Origin of the sequence: Tardiphaga alba, assembly GCF_018279705.1 — a bacterium.
GTDB classification, from domain to species: domain Bacteria; phylum Pseudomonadota; class Alphaproteobacteria; order Rhizobiales; family Xanthobacteraceae; genus Tardiphaga; species Tardiphaga alba.
In genome coordinates this window covers 534332-552050 of the sequence record NZ_CP036498.1, presented here as the reverse complement: position 1 = coordinate 552050, position 17719 = coordinate 534332, and the positions used below count along the sequence as shown (strand labels likewise).

Genomic DNA, 17719 nt, shown 5'->3' with positions numbered 1-17719 from the left:
CAATTATCGCTCCTGCATCGTGAGCGGAGGAAATTTCAGCGGCGTCAGCGTGCCGGACGCGCCCAACACGACAATCGGCTGATCATCCTTGTATTCAGGCGCCGCGCGCACCTGTTCGCGGGTGAGATCGAGCGTGATGCTCGCCGTCTTGTCGGCCACGTTCCAAAAATGCAGCGCTGCCCAATCGACCACGATCTTCCGTGACCCGACGCCCAGAAAGCCACCGAAGTCGATCACGGCGCCGCGGATCTGGCCGGCGCGATCGACGACCACATCGGAAATACGCCCCATATTCTCGCTTGCCGGGCTGCGTACGTCGCGGCCGAGAATGCCCTTCGCATCAAAAGCATCGATCACCGTCACGGATGGCGGTTTCGCCGATGGCGGCAATGCGGCCGGCGTTGCTGCTTCCGGCTTCGGCGGTGGCGGCGCTGCTTCTTTTGCGGGCGCAGCTTCAGGTGCCGGTTCCGGCGCGCTTGATGGCGTCGATGCCGGCGACTTCGCCGACTCCGGCGCTGGCGGCGCATCTGCCGCGACGGACAACGACACGGCAGTCATCGTCATGATGACGGCAAGGCCCGCGGCGACGCGGATGGCTGGCGAGAATAGTCTGCGACTCATGACCGGCACTCTTCCTGCGTGACGACACGCATCAATGTGTCAGGACGATCGACACCCGGATCTGGCCGCGGCTGCGCAGAACTTCGAGCGAGACATCGTCATTGTGTTTCCGCAAACAGATATCGACGCTGGACTCGCCGAGCCGGACATCGCGCAGGATCACATGCTGCAGGAATGATGGCAGCCGAGGATCGCGGAAGCGAATCTCATTGCGAGCGACATCGAATTCAATGCCGAGCGCCGCCTCCAGCAGCGTGAACGGCGTGGCACTCGCCCAGGCCTGCGGCGCGCAGGCCACAGGATAAAGCGTCGGCCCGCGTCGCTTCTCCCGCTGGAAGCCGCAGAACAGCTCTGGTAAGCGCCGCAGGTCCATATAGGTCGCAGTATCAAAGAGGCCTTTGAAGACTGCCTCGACGGAGTGCTTCAAACCATAGCGCGCGAGACCAAGCGCGATCAGCGCATTGTCGTGCGGCCATATCGATCCGTCGTGATAGGACATCGGATTGTATCGCGCTTCGCCGCGGGCGATGGTGCGGATACCCCACCCCGTGAAGAAATGCGGGCGCATCAAATCGGCGGCCACCATGCGCGCGCGATCTTCGCCGACGATCCCGGTAAACAGCAACTGGCCGGCATTGGACGAACGCACGACGCAGGGCAGCTTGGCGCCATCGAGCGCGAGCGCATAGGTGCCGATCTCCTCGCACCAGAATGCCGCATCGAAGCGATCAGCCAGTGTCCTGGCTTCCGCCTCGAGCTGTTCCGCCCGCTCCGCCATCTCCAACCGCAGTGCCATACGCGCCGCCAGATTCTTGGCGGCATAGACATAGCCCTGCACCTCGGAGAGCGCGATATTGCCTTCCGCAAGTTTGCCGTCCGCATGGAAGATCGCGTCGTATGAATCCTTCCATCCCTGATTCTGCAGGCCCTGCTCGGTGGCGCGCTGATATTCGACGAAACCATCCTGATCGGGATCGCCGGGGCCGTCGATCCATGACAGCGCCGCCTCGATCGCGGGCCACAATTCACGCAAGGTCTCGTCATCGCCCGTGCGCTCTACATAAAGGCCAGCGAGCAGTACGAACAATGGCGTCGAATCCACGCTGCCGTAATATTGCGCGAACGGCACTTCACGGAGCGCCGCCATTTCACCGCCGCGCATTTCGTGAAGAATCTTGCCTGGCTCCGCATCGGCCAGCGGATCGACCTGCTTCGCCTGGAATGCAGCGAGGCGCGACAGCACGCCCTTGGCCACGCGCGGATCGATCCACAGCATCTGCAAAGCAGTGATCAGGCCATCGCGCCCGAATGTGGTCGAATACCAGGGGATGCCTGCATAGGGATATCGCCCCTGCGGCGTATTGGTCATCAGGATGTTCAGGTCACCCATGGCCTGACAGAGAACCTCGTTGAAAATGTCATTCGAGGTTTCGATCGTGGTAGCGCCCTTGCTGAAATTTCGCATTTCGCGGCGGTGCGCGAGCAGCCCTTTCAGAAACGGCACAGGCTTGTGATCGAGCGGCACATTGCAGCTCGCCGCGACGAACAGGGATGTCGTCTCCTGTGCCGCGAGATCGAAATGATACGTCGCCGTATTGGCTGCCAATCGCGTCGGGCGCGGATCAAAGTGCAGCAGCGTGCGCAACGGCTTGTTGTCGAGCCCGGTATATTCCAGCGCAACATGGGTCGGATCGATCAGGCGGCTGGTCGCGATGCCGCGATGCTTGCGCTGCTCTCCCCGCACCTCGAACAGATCGGCAAAGTCATTGTCGAAGGACAGCGTCAGATCGAAACTGGCCCGCTCCCCGCCGTGATTCTGGACGCCGATACGCTGATAGATCGCGCCCCGCCAGAGAAAGAACGTCCGGACAATGTGCAGCATGTCCTTCTGCAGCACGATGCGGCCATCGCGATAGACGTCGGGATTGGTGAGATCCACCGTCAGCGTGGAATTGTCGTCTCGCAGATTCGACCCGAGCAGCAGCGGCTGTACATCGTTGAGCGAAAGCTCCAGACGCGCGAGATAGCGGGTATCGTGATTGAACAACCCGTCTGGCCCGCCGGCGGACGCACCGATATCGCCGTGGCTATCGAGAACCGCGAACGTGTCGTCATGCTTGAGCGCGCGCCGGGGCCGCGACGCCGGGCCCGTCATGGGAATGTAGAACGGCGATTCGACGATCGCCTGATCGGCAAGTGCATCGCGCTTGGCAGCAGCGGCTTCCATGGGCATGAATGACCTCGGCCAGTTGAGTGGACACGACGATACGCATGCGACAACGCTTGGCTAGGATAAGCTCAGACGTCACGCGGCGTGGGCGGCGAGGCGGCTCATTTCCTGGGTCACCAGCTGCCGATATGGCCCCTGACCCTGCATCAGGATGTCGGGCTTGCCGTCCTCGATGATCTTGCCGCTGCGGAGCACGACCACGCGGTCGAAATTGCGCAGCGTGGCGAGACGGTGCGCAATCGCAATCACGGTGCGTCCGCGCATCAGGCGCGCGAGCGCTTCACGGATCGCTTCTTCCGACTCGCTGTCGAGGGCGGCGGTTGCCTCATCCAACAGAAGAATCGGCGCATCCTTGAGGAAGGCGCGCGCGATTGCGATGCGCTGGCGCTGGCCGCCGGACAGCTTGACGCCGCGGTCGCCGACCATGGTGTCGAGGCCTTCCGGCAATTGCTCGATGAAATCACAACGGGCCGCAACGGCCGCCTTCATGACATCCTCATCGCTGGCGTTCGGCCGCCCATATCGGATGTTTTCCATGATGGAACGATGGAACAGCGAGATATCCTGCGGAACGACTGATATCGCATGTCGCAGACTGTGCTGCGTGACGCGCGAAATATCCTGTCCATCGACCGAGATACTGCCGTTCTGAACGTCGTAGAAGCGTTGCAGCAGCACGAAAAGGCTCGACTTGCCGCCGCCGGACTGGCCCACGAGGCCAACCCGCTGGCCTGCATTGAGGCGCAGCGTGAAGTTTTCGAACACCTTCTGGCCGCCGGGATAGGCAAAGGAGATGTCATCGAAGGCAATGGCGGCGCCGCTCTTGATCAGCGGCTCTGCCTCCGGGTGATCGCGCAGCTCATGCGGCACCAGCAGCGTTGCGAGCGCTTCGGACAGGCGGGCGATATGCTGCGTGACATCCACGAGCGCGACAGCGAGATCACGCGTAGCATGAAGGATTGACAGGCCGAGCGTACAGATCAACACGACATCACCCGTAGACGCGCCACCACGCTGCCAGAGCATGATGGCCCAGCCGAGCAGTCCGATGGTCAAGACGACGGTGATAGCCGCATGGGTGAGGCGCAGCCGTTCCAGATAACGCAGGCTGCGGCCGCGCGCATGCAATTCGCGATCGACGGTGTCGTCGAAACGATCATGCTCGAAGCTGAGGCCGCAAAAGGCGCGCACCAATGGAAGATTGTTGATGACATCGACCATCTCGCCATCGACGGCTGCAGCCTTGTCGGCGAAATCGTTGTGCAGTCCCTTGCCTGCCGCCGCCATCTTGAACATCAGCACGACCACAGCGCCCGCCACAACAAGCAGACCAGCCGCCATCGGCAGGCTCACCGTCCCGATCAGCAGAATGGCGGCAAATGTCGCGACGATCGGCGGCAGCACGTTCCAGATGAACATGTTCTCGATAGTAAAGACCGCATTGGACGTGGCCGTGATGCGGCTGGTCAGCATGCCCGGCAGACGATCGGTGAAGTAGCTCGGCGCATGGCCGGTGAGATGGCGAAAGATGTCGCGACGCAGATCGCCGGTAACGCTGACGAATGTGTAGCTCGCGACCCAACTGGCGACGCGCCAGAGGAACATATCGGCGGTGATAAGAAAGATCAGCCCGCCAAACGCCCACCAGATCACGCTGCCAGCATTCGACGGGCCGGCTGACAGTCCATCGACCAGATGCTTGATCCCGTATTGCGTGCCCACGGAACATGCAACGGCGGCCAGAACGGCAGACAAAATGACGAGATGAGATGGCGATCGTCGCCTGATGTAGCGCATCACGAAGGCGAACGGGCGGCGGGCATATCCGGAGAGGCTGTCCATTTGAATCACTAAACCCCTTGAACAGAAACACGATTCTCTACGGACAGCGTTTCCGCCCGCGAACGAAAGCGATGCAATCGCGATTTCCCCACGCTCTTGCCTTCTCGGCGCAACAATCGACCTGCATCACTGGTTCCAAGAACCTGAAAGAGTGTGATGGCAGCACCAAGACGACACTGTGGATGAAACACGCAGATGAGTACGGAACTTCGCAGATGCGAGAACGTTCCCCTGCCTAGCAAAGCCTGCGCCTGAAATGCCGAACGATATCAGTTCATCACTTCCAACATGGGAGATATGTAAATGCGCATCGCGCAAGTGGCTCCACTCACCGAAGCCGTCCCGCCGAAGCTCTATGGCGGCACTGAACGTGTCGTCCACTGGTTGACCGAAGAGCTCGTCGCGCAAGGGCACGATGTGACTCTTTTTGCCAGCGGCGATTCGCGCACTGCTGGAAAACTCGACGCCGGTTGGCCCAAGGCATTGCGTCTTGATGGGTCGGTTCGCGATCCAAACGCACTACATATGGAAATGCTTGAGCGCGTTCGTCAGAAATGTGACGATGACGAGTTCGACATCCTCCACTTCCATCTCGACTATTATCCGTTCTCGCTCTTCTCCCGGCAGCCGACGCCGTTCGTGACGACACTGCACGGACGCCTCGATCTGCCGGAACATCAACCGACCTTCACGACCTTCTCCAAGGCTCCTGTGATCTCGATCTCGGACGCGCAACGTCGTCCGGTTCCGCAGGCTAATTTCATCAAGACGATTTATCACGGGCTGCCAGAAAAGCTTCTGACGCCACAGGACATGAAGCAGAGCTATCTGGCCGTGCTCGGTCGAATTGCGCCGGAGAAAGGCGTCGATCGCGCCATCAAGATCGCGATCCGCGCCGGCATCCCGCTGAAGATTGCCGCCAAGGTCGATCGTGCCGACGAGGAGTATTACGAAGCAGTCGTCAAGCCGCTGATGGACCATCCGCTGGTCGAATTCATCGGCGAGATCGGCGATCATGAGAAGCCGCAATTCCTCAGCGGTGCATTCGGACTGCTGCTGCCGATCGACTGGCCGGAACCATTTGGCCTCGTGATGATCGAATCGATGGCCTGCGGCACGCCCGTCATCGCCTATAATCGTGGCTCGGTCCCGGAGATCATCGATCAGGGCCTCACCGGCTTCATCGTCGAAGACGAGACCAGCGCGGTCAACGCCGTTGGACGCCTGCCGGACATGGACCGCAAAGCGATCCGTCAACAGTTCGAAACGCGTTTCACGGCGCGCCGCATGGCGCAAGACTATGTAGACGCCTATCAGAGCCAGATGGAGCAAAAGACCCGGCTCCGGCTGGTCAGCAGCGCAGAGTAGCGACAGCGTTGTCTTTCACTCATGCAAAAGAGCGGTCCCCATGGGCCGCTCTTTTCGTATCGGGGCCCATTGGCCAGTGCTTTCCATACAGTTCTCTGACGTTCGCGTCGTGGTAGCTTTCCAATTGGAACAGGAAATTCTAACGTCCTCCCCGTATGCGCTCATCCAAAGCGCAATATTGGGAGAAACGACATGAGACTTCAGGGCCTTTCCACCATCGTCACCGGCGGCGCCTCCGGCTTCGGCGCCGAGATCGCGCGCGCCTATGCCCGCGAAGGTGCCAAGGTCGTCATTCTCGATCTCAACGCTGAGGGCGCAAAGAAGGTGGCGAGCGAGATCGGCGCAAGTGCGCTTGCCTATGGCGGCAGCGTCACCAGCAAGGCGGATGTCGATGGCGCGGTGAAGCTTGCCGTGGAGAAATTCGGCAAGCTCGATGTCGTCGTCAACAATGCCGGCTGGACCTTCCGGAACAAGCCGTTGCTTGAGGTCGCCGAGGAAGAGTTCGACAAAGCGTTCGACATCAATGTGAAGTCGATCTTCCTGATGACCAATGCCTGCGTTCCCGTCATGAAGAAGCAGAAGAGCGGCCGCATTATCAATATCGGCTCCACCGCCGGTGTACGCCCCCGCCCCGGCCTCACCTGGTACAACGCGACCAAGGGCGCGGTGAACCTGATGTCCAAATCCATGGCGGTCGAACTTGCGCCCGACGGCATCCGCGTCAATTGCATCGCGCCGGTGATCGGCGAAACGGCGCTGCTGGAATCGTTCATGGGCGTGCCCGACACGCCGGAAAATCGCGCCAAATTCGTATCGACGATCCCGCTCGGCCGCATGTCGCGCCCGTCGGATATCGCCAATGCCTGCGTCTATCTCGCTGGCGAAGAGTCGGAATTCCTGACCGGCGTTATCCTGCCCGTGGACGGCGGCCGAACGATCTAGAGCAGGATCCCGAAAAGTCGGAACCGGTTTTCGGATCAGATCATGTTCCAGAAATCGGGAAATTCATAAACCATCGAATCCGGTCAGATTCGATTCACCATTCGCTTTAAGCAATTCAGCTGCCATTCATGCGATGGTCCCTGCATGATCGAGGGACAAACCTCGGCAGGGAAGGCGTCAGGGTCAGGCCGGTCAACGGCCTGGCCCCGCTCTTTTGGGGATCATCATGGCAGCCAAGAAGAAGACGGCGTCGCGCAAGAAGGCCGCGACTGAGACGGCGCATCCCGCTTTCGCGGTCGCGCGTGTCGCCACCCACAGCCTGATCAATATGATCGTCGTCACAGCGGCCTGTGGCACGACGCTGGCCACGCTGATGACTGTGCTGAAATTCAAGTTCGTCTGAGCAAACTTTATTTCATCTCGTTGAGCAGTGTCGGAATGAGCTCCGAGACGGTCGGATGCACCGGCACCGCCCATTGCAGCTCCGTGTAATCGGCATCGACATTCATGATGTCGAGAATGCCGTGAATTGCCTCGTCACCGCCCGTGCCGAGAATCGCAGCGCCAAGGATCTTCCTGGTTTCTGCATCCACGACGACCTGCATCTTCCCGAAGATCTCGCCTTTTTCGACAGCACGGCCGACATGTGTCATCGGCCGTTCGCCGATCAGCAATTTTCGCCCCGTGGCCTTTGCCTGCGTCACCGTCATCCCGACCCGCCCTAGCGGCGGATCGATGAACAGCGCGTAGCCGGGAATGCGATCGCTGACCTTGCGAGCGGCACCGCCAAGCAAATTGGCCGCAATGATCTCGAAGTCATTGTAAGCCGTATGCGTGAAAGCGCCGCGGCCATTGCAATCGCCCATGGCAAAGATACCCGGCACGCTGCTGGCCAGGCCGTCATCGACCTGAATGTAGCCGCGCGCGTCCACCGCAACACCGGCTGTATCGAGCCCGAGATCGTCCGTATTGGGCCGTCGCCCGACGGCCAGCAATACATCGCTGCCAACGATCTCCGGCGCGCCTTCGGTGCAATCGACACCGACACTGACGCCATCCGGATGCGACTTGAACGTGATGCATTCGGCGCTGGTGCGAATATGAATGCCTTCAGACTCCAGTATCTCACGGATCATGTCGGAAATATCGGGATCCTCGCGCGACACCAGGCGCAGTCCTTTTTCGACCACGGTCACTTCGGCGCCGAAACGGCGAAACATCTGCGCGAATTCAAGGCCGATATAGCTGCCACCGACCACCACCAGATGCTTCGGCACGCGATCGAGCTTCAACATGCCGCTATTCGTGAGATACGGCACCTCATCAACGCCCGGAAAATCCGGGATCACCGGACGTCCACCCACATTGATGAAGATTTTCGATGCCGTGAGCAACTCGTCGCCGACACGCACCGTGTTGGCCGATTCGAAGCGCGCATGGCCATCAAACACCGTGCAGTTCGTCATGTTGCGCAACCAGCCTTCGACGCCGTTGCGTGAGTCCATGATGACCTTGTCGGCGCGCGCCCTCACTTTCGCCATGTCGATCCGCACGGGCGCATCAATCATCACGCCATATTCGGCGCCACGTCTTGCGAGATGCGCGGCATAGGCACTGGCCACCAGCGTCTTGGTCGGTTTGCAGCCGGTATTGACGCAAGTGCCGCCGAACAAATGACGTTCGACAATGGCGACCTGCTGCCCGGCCGCGGCGAGACGGCCGGCGAGCGACGGACCAGCCTGACCGGCACCGATGATGATGGCATCAAAGGCGCGGGTCATTTCAACGCCAGCACGATGAGAATGGCACCGATGATCGCCACAGCGTCTTCGATGAAAGCCGCAGGGGCATCCTTTCCAAAGCTGGCGGCGAGCCGCCCGCGCAGATGGGCGCCGCCGAGCGTACCGATCACCGCACCGATGCCGCCTGCAATCGCCCCCAGCAGCCAGTTGGCAGGACTCGCCACCGCGATCCCCGCAATGATGCCGATTGCGATACGGGTGCCGAACTGCACAGGCACCTTGCGGCTCGGCGTCGATGGCAGTTGATCGGTGACAAGTTCAACAATCGCGAGAATGGAGAATATTGCGACGGCCCACGACGAGCCAAGAAAAGCGAGCCAAGTGCCAGAGACCTTGGCGATGCCGAGATAGGCAGCCCAGCTGGCTGCCGCGGCTCCGGTCATTGCCCGCAAACCGGTGATCGCCCCTAACAACAACCCACACACATAGATCATCGCCAGCCCCCTAAGCGGGCCCGGAGCGCGCCCGTCAACTTAGTAGACTATCCGTACAATTTTAACGCGACAACCAAAAGGTAGCGGGTGCTTCGAAATCAAAGTGGCGCAACGGCAAAGCCAATCCGTGGGAAATGGACCACTGTCCTTCCCGTTTGCGGATCATCCCTGCGCAAAGCGACTCTCAAGGGGTCGGCTATGGCGCAGAGGCCTGTGACCGTGTCGAAGCCCCAATCCGTGGGCGTGACCGCGAGCGGTGTACCGGGCGACCACTCCGAACCACCATCATTGATCTCAACGGGCTCGGCGTCACGCGCCGTCGAAAGTGCAGCTTCAGTGGACATGGCGACGCCCTGGCCGTGGCCGATGGCTGCGATACGATTCATCCAGTCTAGCACGCGCGGATGCCGGGTTAGCCCCTCTGCTTCTCCGAGATTCCCGCGCAGATACCAGAGCGAGTGATAGACGGCGACATCGGCAAGTGACGGCATTGAGCCCAGGATGAAAGGTCCAGCTTCCATGAGACTCGCGTCGATCCAGCGCAGATGATGGGAGAGCTCGCTCCGCAACGACGGCACGTGTGGACGCATCTTCTCGCTATTCCAGCCATCGAATTTCCCCGCCGTAAAGCTGGCGCGATCGGCATGCAGCTCCGCGGGAAATCGGTCACCATTGATGCCGAAAACGAGGCCAAGCGCCGTTGCAAACAAGGCCTGATCTGCCCAGCCGGCGATCATGTCGGCGGCACCGCGCGTGCCTGGCGGATAAAATGAGGGATCAGGAAAGCGGCGTTCGAGCTCGGCGAGAATAAGCCGCGTATCGCAATAGATATCGGCACCGATCTGAAGCACGGGAATGCGCCGGTAACCGCCTGTCAGCGGCACGAGCTGGGGCTTCGGGGCGATACGCGGCTGCTCCACCGAGCACCAGCGCAGCCCCTTCAAGCCAAATGCGACCCGGATTTTCTCTGCGAATGGCGAACGCGGATAGTGATGAAGAATGAGATCCGGCGCAGCCACTCGCGAGACGTTCCGTCAGTCAGTGCTTGGTCGCCGATGGCGCATCCTGAATCGCCTCGAATTCGGCAAGTGGGTACACGTGGCCTTCGGGATTCGTTATCTGGATGTCCCAGCTGCCATCTTCAAGCAGCTCCTTGGCCTTCTTGACGGCGCCCGCAGCGTTGTCGCGGCGCAGTGAAACGGTGCCGGACGTGTCAGTCCCTTTGACGAAGAAAGGCAAGTTATCCTCCTCCTGCAAATCTACTGTTCGCGACGTCATCGCCGCGTCACACCACATCTGATCACAAGCCGATGCGTCGCGCCAGCAACTTGAAGGCGACCGCGGTGGGCCGCCATCACACTTTTGCGCGTACCACCGAGGGGCGAGTCAGTGCAAAAAAGATCAAGCTGCCGACCACCAGACACACCGCCATCACGATCAACACAGCCGGCAATCCCCAATAGGCTGCAACGGGGCTGGTGATCGATTGCATCACCGCGGTGCCCAGGAAGAATGCCAGATTGGATGCGGACAACGCCTTGCCGATATTTTCTGGCGCCACCGCTTGACGAACCATCGCATAGATCAGCGGCTGCATGGAGACGAGAAAGCCGAATGTCACCAGCAAGGCGCTGTCGACGGCAACAGGCAGCAGCGGAACACCGAGTAGCACCGCCAGCGGGTAGCCAGGTGCGCCAAGCGCCATGGCCAGCAGCAGCACAGCAGCGACGAGGTGAAGCGTGAGCAGCACGACGCGGCGATGCGCCAGCCTGCGGTCAAGAATACCGGCCACCGCCGGCGAAACAACAAGTGCAAGGGTGAACAGCAGCAGCACGTGGCCTGCTTCGATTCGCGAGAGACCCTTGACGGTCATCAGCCATGGGCCGGCCCAGAGGCCACGCAGCACGAGCTGCATGGCAAGAGATACAAAGGCCAGAATGACGATGCCGCGCAGCGCACGCGATACGCCGAGATGGAATACCGAGACCATCTCGGCACCCAGCGCTCGCTGCTGACCTTCAGGACGCGCGACCGGCACGATGATCGCGACCAATGCGGCAACCACCACCGCGGCCGCGGCCGCGGTCCAGTAGCCAGCACGCCAACCGAAGCTTTCCACGATGAAAGCCAGCGGGCTTGCCGACAGCAGCAGGCCGGAATTGCCGAACGATAGAATAATGCCTGACCACATGCCGAATTGCGCGGGAGACAGACGTTTCGCAGCGAGAGTCATCGGGCACATCAACATGCCGGATGTCGCCATGCCGATGGTCGCCTGCGACACGAAAAAGGACACCGGCCCGGTCGAGAACGCGGCGATCGCTGCCCCAACGACCGTACCGGCGAAAAGCACCAGGGACACCGAGCGGATGCTGTAACGATCCAGCGCGACGCCGATCGGGATCTGCAGCATCGCGAAGAAGAAATGATAGGTCGAGGTCAGCGCCGCCAGCGTCTGCGGCGTGACACCGAGATCGGGGGCCATCACGTCGATGGCCAGCGCGGGCGTCGTGCGCAGCATGTTCGAAAGCACATGGCCGCAGGTGAGGATTAGCAGCGCCGCGATCAGCGCGGCGCCAACCGGCGTCTCGATGGGTTCGGGCTTGGTGGGCAGGGAAGTTTCAACAGACGTCATGATGCTGCTCGCCTACGCAAAAATGTCGCAGGCGGCAACCGCCACTTAAGCAGTGGCGGTCATGCATCGGTTATGTTGCGCTGCAGCTTAAGCCGCAGCGCTGATTTTCACCGGCACAGATTTGTAAGCGGGCGTCCCCGACCGCGCATCATGTTCTTCAAGCGCGACCAGCACATTGGCCTCGGGATAATAAGCCGCAACCGAGCCCTTCGGGATGTCATATTCCACCGCCGTGAAACCGCGCATCGCTCTCTGCACCCCGCTCTTTCCATCCAGCACGACATCGATCACATCGCCATGGGAAAGACCGCGGCTAGCGAGATCCTCCGGATTGACGAAGACGATATCGCGCCGGCCGGTGATGCCACGATAGCGATCGTCCATGCCGTAGATCGTGGTGTTGTACTGATCATGGCTGCGTAAGGTCGTCAGTGTCAGCGCATGCTTGTCCAAGCCATCCTCATAAACGCCCGGAAAAACCAGGAACTGCGCTTTCCCGCTCGTCGTCAGCCATTCGCGTTCCGACGCAGCATTGCGCAGGCGGAAGCCGCCCGGCTTCTTGATCCGCTCATTATAGTCCTTGAAGGCTGGGAACACGCCTTCGATGGCATCGCGGATCTTGTTATAGTCGGCGACCAGATCGTGCCACTTCACAACGGTGTTCGGCAGCGTCGCCACTGCCATGTCGGCGACGATCATCGCTTCCGACTTCAGATGCTCCGACGCCGGCTTTAGGCCGCCGCGCGAGCCGTGCACCATCGACATCGAATCCTCGACGGTAACGAGCTGCTTGCCGCTGGCCTGCATGTCGATCTCGGTACGACCAAGGCAAGGCAGGATGATCGACTCTTTCGCGAGCAGCAGATGTGAACGATTGAGCTTGGTAGCGATGTGCACAACCAGATCGAGGCTGCGCATCGCTGGATACGTCACTTCTGGATCGGGCATCGCCACCGCAAGATTGCCACCGAGCGCAATCAGCGCCTTGGAGCGCCCGTCGCGAATGGCTTTGACCGCGGCGACGGCGTCATGCCCATGCGCACGCGGCGGATCGAAGCCGAACACGCGCTTGATGCCGTCGAGCAGCGCATCATTGGGCAATTCGGTGATTCCGACGGTGCGATCGCCCTGCACGTTGGAATGTCCGCGTAGCGGAGAGATACCGGCGCCTGGACGGCCGAAATTGCCGCGCAGCAGCAGCAGATTGGCGATGTGCTGCACATTCGCCACGCCGTGGCGATGCTGGGTGATGCCCATGCCGTAATTGATGATGACACTCTTGGCATTGGCATAGATGCGACCGAGATGCTCGATCTCCGCGCGCGTGATACCCGCCGATGCCTCGATGGTCTCCCATGATGTGGCTTGAAGGTCGGCCAGCAGGTCGTCGATCCCCTCGGTATGTTCGGCGATGAAGGCGCGATCGAGCACATCCGGCCCACCGGCCGCGCGGCTTTCGACGTCGAGCGCCACCACGGCCTTCATCATGCCCTTCAACACTGCGAGATCGCCGCCGACCTTGATCTGGTAATAGACCGAGGACAGCTGCGTCGCGTTGCCGGTCAGCATTTCCGACGGATGCTGCGGCGAGATAAAGCGCTCGAGCCCGCGCTCGCGCAGCGGATTGATGGACACGATGGCGGCGCCTCGCTTCGAGCAGGCACGCAATGTGTTGAGCATGCGCGGATGATTGGTGCCGGGATTGTGCCCGATGCAGAAGATCGCATCGGCATGGTCGAAGTCTTCCAGCGTCACCGTGCCCTTGCCGATACCGATGGACTTCGGCAGGCCGACGCTGGTGGCCTCGTGGCACATATTGGAGCAATCGGGGAAATTATTGGTGCCGTATTCGCGCACGAACAACTGATAGAGGAACGCCGCTTCGTTGGAGCATCGGCCCGACGTGTAGAACTCTGCCATGTTCGGATCCGGCAATGCGCGCAGGCCGGCGCCGATCCGCGCCATCGCGTCCTCCCACGCGATCGGGAGGAACTTGTCGCTGGCGGCATCGTAAGCAACCGGATGCGTCAGACGGCCGTGATTTTCCAGATCGTGATCGTGCCATTTCCACAGCTCGCTCACGGTGTGTTCGGCGAAGAACTCCGGCGTCGTGCGCTTGGCTGTGGCTTCCCATGACACGGCTTTCGCGCCGTTCTCACAGAACTCAAAAGATGATGTGTGCTTCGGATCCGGCCAGGCGCAACCGGGGCAATCGAAGCCCGCCGGCTGATTCATGGTGAGCAGGCCACGTGTCTCATCGACCACCGCGAGCTGACTACGCACCGCATCCGCCACCGCACGCAAAGCACCCCAGCCACCAGCTGCGCTGTGATACTCGCCGACGCCCTCGACCTTTTTCTTCACCAGCTCCGTCATCGTAACCACAGTCCTCGTCAATTCGCGGCCCATACGGCCAAAACATTCCGCCTCGTAGCATCATCGCTGCACTGCAGCGACTAGAGTCTTTACAACTTTGATTGACCGACGGTGCTTGCGTATTGGACGATGCGCTTGTCGAAACATAATCTTCGCGCCTATCGCCCGATTGGTTATTTGAATGGAGTTCGGATGTCCTCTTCGCTGTTTACACCGCTGCAGGTTGGCCCTTTCACGCTGAGCCACCGTGTCGCCATGGCACCGCTGACGCGCATGCGCGCCGAGAAGGAAACGCTCGCCGCGCGCAAACTCAATGTCGAGTATTATGCGCAGCGCGCGAGCGAAGGCGGGCTCATCATCGCTGAAGCTTCGCAGGTGATGCCAGAAGGACAAGGCAGCCCGAATACGCCAGGCATCTATTCGAAAGAGCAGGTCGCACGCTGGAAAGAAGTGGTCGATGCCGTGCATGCCAAAGGCGGCATCATCTTCTTGCAGCTGTGGCACGTCGGCCGCGCTTCACATTCCTCACTACAGCCTGGCGGAAAGCTGCCAGTGTCCGCATCCGCCATCGCGATCAACGCCACCACGCGCACGCCTTCTGGCGAAACCGTGCCTTACGAAACGCCGCGCGCGCTGGAGACCGGTGAAATCCCGGGAATCATCGAAGCCTATCGGCAGGCGACGCGGAATGCGCGCGAAGCCGGTTTCGACGGCGTCGAGGTACATGGCGCCAATGGCTATCTGCTCGAACAGTTCCTGCAGACCCGCAGCAATCAACGTACCGATCAATATGGCGGCTCGATCGAGAACCGCGCGCGACTACTGCTTGAGGTGACGAAGGCTGTCGCCGATGCGTGGAGCGCCGATCGTGTTGCCGTGCGCATTTCGCCCTATGGCGTATCCAACGACTCCGGCGAAGCCGATCCGATGCCGCTTTACAGTTATGTGGTGCTCGAACTCGACAAGCTCGGCCTCGCTTATCTCCATCTGGTCGAACCGCGTACCAGCGGTGTGGGCCGCGCCGAGGTGTTCCACGAGAATGTACCGAAGGCCTATGAGCTTTTCCGCCCGCTCTGGAAGGGCGTGCTGGTCACAGCAGGCGGCTTCGATGGCACGGCTGCCGAGGAAGCCGTCGCATCGGGCAATGTGGACGTCATCGCCTTCGGGCGCCCTTTCATCGCCAATCCGGACCTGCCGGAACGGATCAAGCTGAAGGTACCATTTACCCCCTATAACCGCGCCACCTTCTATGGCGGCGAGGAGAAGGGCTACACGGACTACCCGTTCCATCAGGCCGGCTAATTTTAGCACGCCATTTCCGCGACATACGCAGGATCACGGCTTCCCCGCTGTGGTCCTGTGTTAGTTTTCCGGCATGAACGTTCAGTCCAAGATCGCCATCAAGCATTCCACCTGCCCGCATGACTGCCCGTCCGCCTGCGGGCTGGATATCGAGGTGATCGACGGCCAGTCGATCGGCCGGGTGCGCGGTTCCAAGCAGCAGACCTACACCGCCGGCGTCGTCTGCGCGAAAGTCGCGCGCTATGCCGAGCGCATCCATCATCCCGAACGGCTGATGTATCCGATGCGTCGCAGCGGGCCGAAAGGCTCCGGGCAATTCACGCGCATCTCATGGGACGAAGCACTCGATGAACTCGCCTTGAAGTTCAACGAAGCCGAGCGCGACTTCGGCGCGCAATCCGTCTGGCCCTATTACTATGCCGGAACCATGGGTCTGGTGATGCGCGACGGCATCAACCGGCTCTCGCATGAGAAAAAGTATTCGCGCTTCTACGGCACCATCTGCTCCACCATCGCCTGGGCCGGCTTTGCTGCCGGCACCGGCAAGGTCGCGGGCGTCGATCCGCGCGAAATGGTGAAATCGGACCTGATCGTGATCTGGGGCACCAATCCCGTATCGACGCAGGTCAATGTCATGACCCACGCGACGAAAGCGCGAAAAGAGCGCGGCGCCAAGATCGCGGCCATCGATATCTACGACAACGACACCATGAAGCAGGCGGATATCAAGATCCTGCTGCGCCCCGGCACCGATGGCGCCTTTGCTTGCGGCGTAATGCATGTGCTGTTTCGCGACGGCTTTGCCGATCGGGAATATCTCGCAAAATTCACCGATGCCTCCCTTGAGCTCGAGGCGCATCTCGCGACGCGCACGCCGGAATGGGCCTCACATATCTGCGGCGTGCCGGCGGCCGAGATCGAAGCTTTCGCACACCTGATCGGCAACACCCCGCGCAGCTTCTTCCGCCTCGGTTACGGTTTTACCCGCAGCCGCAATGGCGCGGCACAGATGCATGCGGCGCTCTGCATTCCAGCCGTCACCGGCGCCTGGCAGCATCAAGGCGGTGGTGCTTTCTTCAACAATGGCGCGATCTGGAAATTCGACAAGACGCTCATCGAAGGGCTCGACGCCATTGATACCAAGGTGCGCCGCCTCGACCAGTCCAAGATCGGGCGCATTCTCACCGGCGATGCGGAAGCGCTGCAGAACGGTCCGCCTGTGAAGGCGATGCTGATCCAGAACACCAATCCCGTCACCGTCGCGCCCGAACAGGCACTGGTACGGCAGGGTTTTGCGCGCGAAGACCTGTTCGTTGCCGTGCATGAGCAGTTCATGACCGAGACGGCCATGATGGCCGATCTCGTTCTCCCCGCGACCATGTTCATGGAACATGACGATCTCTATTACGGCGGTGGGCATCAGCACATTTCTGTCGGCGCCAAACTGATCGATGCGCCGGAAGAGTGCCGCTCCAATCATGAGGTGCTGCAGGGTCTCGCATCGCGTCTCGGCGCGACGCATCGCGGCTTTGCCATGACACCGAGCGAGATCATCAACGAGACCTTGAAGACCAGCGGCCGCGGCAGCATTGAAGAACTCCAGGCGGACATCTGGCGCGACCTGCAGCCGGATTTCCGCGCGTCGCACTATCTCGACGGCTTCGCCCATGCCGATGGCAAATTTCATTTCAAGGCCGACTGGTCGAAAGTCCCCACCGCCAATGCCGGATTGATGGGCCAGTGGGAGACCATGCCGTCCTTCCCTGACCACTGGGCGGTGATCGAGGCAACCGACGAGGCGCATCCATTCCGCCTCGCCACCAGCCCTCGCGCAGCTTCCTGAATACGAGTTTCAACGAGACGCCGTCATCCCAGGCCCGCGAAGGCGCGCCGACGGTGATGATCCATCCCGTCGATGCATCAAAGCTCGACATTGCCGATGGTGATGCAGTGACGCTCGGCAATCACCGCGGCGAGACAACACTGACCGCCCGCATTTTCGACGGCCTGCGCCGCGGTGTGCTGATCGCGGAATCGATCCATCCCAACAAATCCCATATCGGCGGCCGCGGCATCAATATGCTGACGGGCGGCGAAGCCGTCGCCCCCTATGGCGGCGCAGCGTTCCACGACAACAAGGTGTGGGTGAAGAAGGCTTAAGCCTCAA

At 60.8% G+C, this 17719-nt stretch carries 13 protein-coding genes and 1 pseudogene; 5 read left to right on the top strand and 9 right to left on the bottom strand.

Annotated features, from left to right (window positions below):
• Positions 1-3 precede the first annotated feature (3 nt).
• From RPMA_RS02630 to RPMA_RS02620, 3 genes are all read right to left on the bottom strand, one after another.
• Positions 4-621, bottom strand: a complete 618-nt coding sequence (locus RPMA_RS02630; protein ID WP_249225521.1) for a PRC-barrel domain-containing protein — start codon at positions 619-621, stop codon at positions 4-6.
• A 31-nt stretch (positions 622-652) separates the two neighbouring features.
• Positions 653-2854 carry an amylo-alpha-1,6-glucosidase gene (locus tag RPMA_RS02625; RefSeq protein WP_211911409.1) on the bottom strand — a complete coding sequence of 734 codons (2202 nt, stop codon included), beginning with the start codon at positions 2852-2854 and terminating at the stop codon, positions 653-655.
• 72 nt (positions 2855-2926) lie between these two features.
• A complete protein-coding gene (locus RPMA_RS02620; RefSeq protein WP_211911408.1) occupies positions 2927-4693 on the bottom strand; it encodes an ABC transporter ATP-binding protein in 1767 nt (588 codons plus the stop codon).
• A gap of 303 nt (positions 4694-4996) precedes the next feature.
• On the opposite strand from RPMA_RS02620, the gene RPMA_RS02615 reads away from it, so the two are divergent.
• The 3 genes from RPMA_RS02615 (at position 4997) to RPMA_RS02605 (ending at position 7406) form a co-directional block, all read left to right on the top strand.
• The gene (locus tag RPMA_RS02615; protein WP_211911407.1) at positions 4997-6061 is read left to right on the top strand and encodes a glycosyltransferase family 4 protein; all 1065 of its coding nucleotides are present in this window, start codon (positions 4997-4999) and stop codon (positions 6059-6061) included.
• Positions 6062-6253: 192 nt separating this feature from the next.
• Positions 6254-7003, top strand: a complete 750-nt coding sequence (locus RPMA_RS02610; RefSeq protein WP_211911406.1) for a glucose 1-dehydrogenase — start codon at positions 6254-6256, stop codon at positions 7001-7003.
• Positions 7004-7229: 226 nt separating this feature from the next.
• Positions 7230-7406 (top strand): hypothetical protein, encoded by a 177-nt coding sequence (locus RPMA_RS02605; RefSeq protein ID WP_211911405.1) that lies wholly within the window; start codon positions 7230-7232, stop codon positions 7404-7406.
• Positions 7407-7413: 7 nt separating this feature from the next.
• Here the strand turns inward: RPMA_RS02605 and RPMA_RS02600 are convergent, their stop codons facing one another.
• The 6 genes from RPMA_RS02600 to RPMA_RS02575 all read right to left on the bottom strand — a co-directional run bounded on the left by RPMA_RS02600 (position 7414) and on the right by RPMA_RS02575 (position 14241).
• The gene (locus RPMA_RS02600) at positions 7414-8784 is read right to left on the bottom strand and encodes an FAD-containing oxidoreductase (protein WP_211911404.1); all 1371 of its coding nucleotides are present in this window, start codon (positions 8782-8784) and stop codon (positions 7414-7416) included.
• The gene (locus tag RPMA_RS02595) at positions 8781-9239 is read right to left on the bottom strand and encodes a DUF4126 family protein (RefSeq protein ID WP_211911403.1); all 459 of its coding nucleotides are present in this window, start codon (positions 9237-9239) and stop codon (positions 8781-8783) included. Before RPMA_RS02595 ends, RPMA_RS02600 begins: the two co-directional genes overlap by 4 nt.
• Before the next feature lie 98 nt (positions 9240-9337).
• Positions 9338-10258: a glutathione S-transferase family protein gene (locus RPMA_RS02590; RefSeq protein ID WP_211911402.1), complete on the bottom strand. Its 921-nt coding sequence runs from the start codon at positions 10256-10258 to the stop codon at positions 9338-9340.
• A gap of 19 nt (positions 10259-10277) precedes the next feature.
• The gene (locus RPMA_RS02585) at positions 10278-10478 is read right to left on the bottom strand and encodes a hypothetical protein (protein ID WP_249225520.1); all 201 of its coding nucleotides are present in this window, start codon (positions 10476-10478) and stop codon (positions 10278-10280) included.
• 115 nt (positions 10479-10593) lie between these two features.
• Entirely contained in the window at positions 10594-11874 is a 1281-nt protein-coding gene (locus tag RPMA_RS02580; RefSeq protein WP_211911400.1) for an MFS transporter, read from the bottom strand.
• Positions 11875-11961: 87 nt separating this feature from the next.
• Positions 11962-14241, bottom strand: coding sequence for an FdhF/YdeP family oxidoreductase (locus tag RPMA_RS02575; RefSeq protein ID WP_305849009.1), 2280 nt, complete (start codon positions 14239-14241; stop codon positions 11962-11964).
• 201 nt (positions 14242-14442) lie between these two features.
• On the opposite strand from RPMA_RS02575, the gene RPMA_RS02570 reads away from it, so the two are divergent.
• Complete coding sequence (locus RPMA_RS02570; RefSeq protein ID WP_211911399.1) at positions 14443-15552, top strand: alkene reductase; 1110 nt, start codon at positions 14443-14445, stop codon at positions 15550-15552.
• 73 nt (positions 15553-15625) lie between these two features.
• Positions 15626-17712 (top strand): annotated as a pseudogene (locus tag RPMA_RS02565) (molybdopterin oxidoreductase family protein).
• Positions 17713-17719: the final 7 nt, after the last annotated feature.

What these genes read in the sequence shown, in the direction of transcription:
- RPMA_RS02580 (WP_211911400.1), bottom strand. Translation starts at nt 11,874, where the DNA reads ATGACGTCTGTTGAAACTTCCCTGCCCACCAAGCCCGAACCCATCGAG.
- RPMA_RS02605 (WP_211911405.1), top strand. Translation starts at nt 7,230, where the DNA reads ATGGCAGCCAAGAAGAAGACGGCGTCGCGCAAGAAGGCCGCGACTGAG.
- RPMA_RS02615 (WP_211911407.1), top strand. Translation starts at nt 4,997, where the DNA reads ATGCGCATCGCGCAAGTGGCTCCACTCACCGAAGCCGTCCCGCCGAAG.
- RPMA_RS02610 (WP_211911406.1), top strand. Translation starts at nt 6,254, where the DNA reads ATGAGACTTCAGGGCCTTTCCACCATCGTCACCGGCGGCGCCTCCGGC.
- RPMA_RS02595 (WP_211911403.1), bottom strand. Translation starts at nt 9,239, where the DNA reads ATGATCTATGTGTGTGGGTTGTTGTTAGGGGCGATCACCGGTTTGCGG.
- RPMA_RS02570 (WP_211911399.1), top strand. Translation starts at nt 14,443, where the DNA reads ATGTCCTCTTCGCTGTTTACACCGCTGCAGGTTGGCCCTTTCACGCTG.
- RPMA_RS02625 (WP_211911409.1), bottom strand. Translation starts at nt 2,854, where the DNA reads ATGCCCATGGAAGCCGCTGCTGCCAAGCGCGATGCACTTGCCGATCAG.
- RPMA_RS02600 (WP_211911404.1), bottom strand. Translation starts at nt 8,784, where the DNA reads ATGACCCGCGCCTTTGATGCCATCATCATCGGTGCCGGTCAGGCTGGT.
- RPMA_RS02620 (WP_211911408.1), bottom strand. Translation starts at nt 4,693, where the DNA reads ATGGACAGCCTCTCCGGATATGCCCGCCGCCCGTTCGCCTTCGTGATG.
- RPMA_RS02630 (WP_249225521.1), bottom strand. Translation starts at nt 621, where the DNA reads ATGAGTCGCAGACTATTCTCGCCAGCCATCCGCGTCGCCGCGGGCCTT.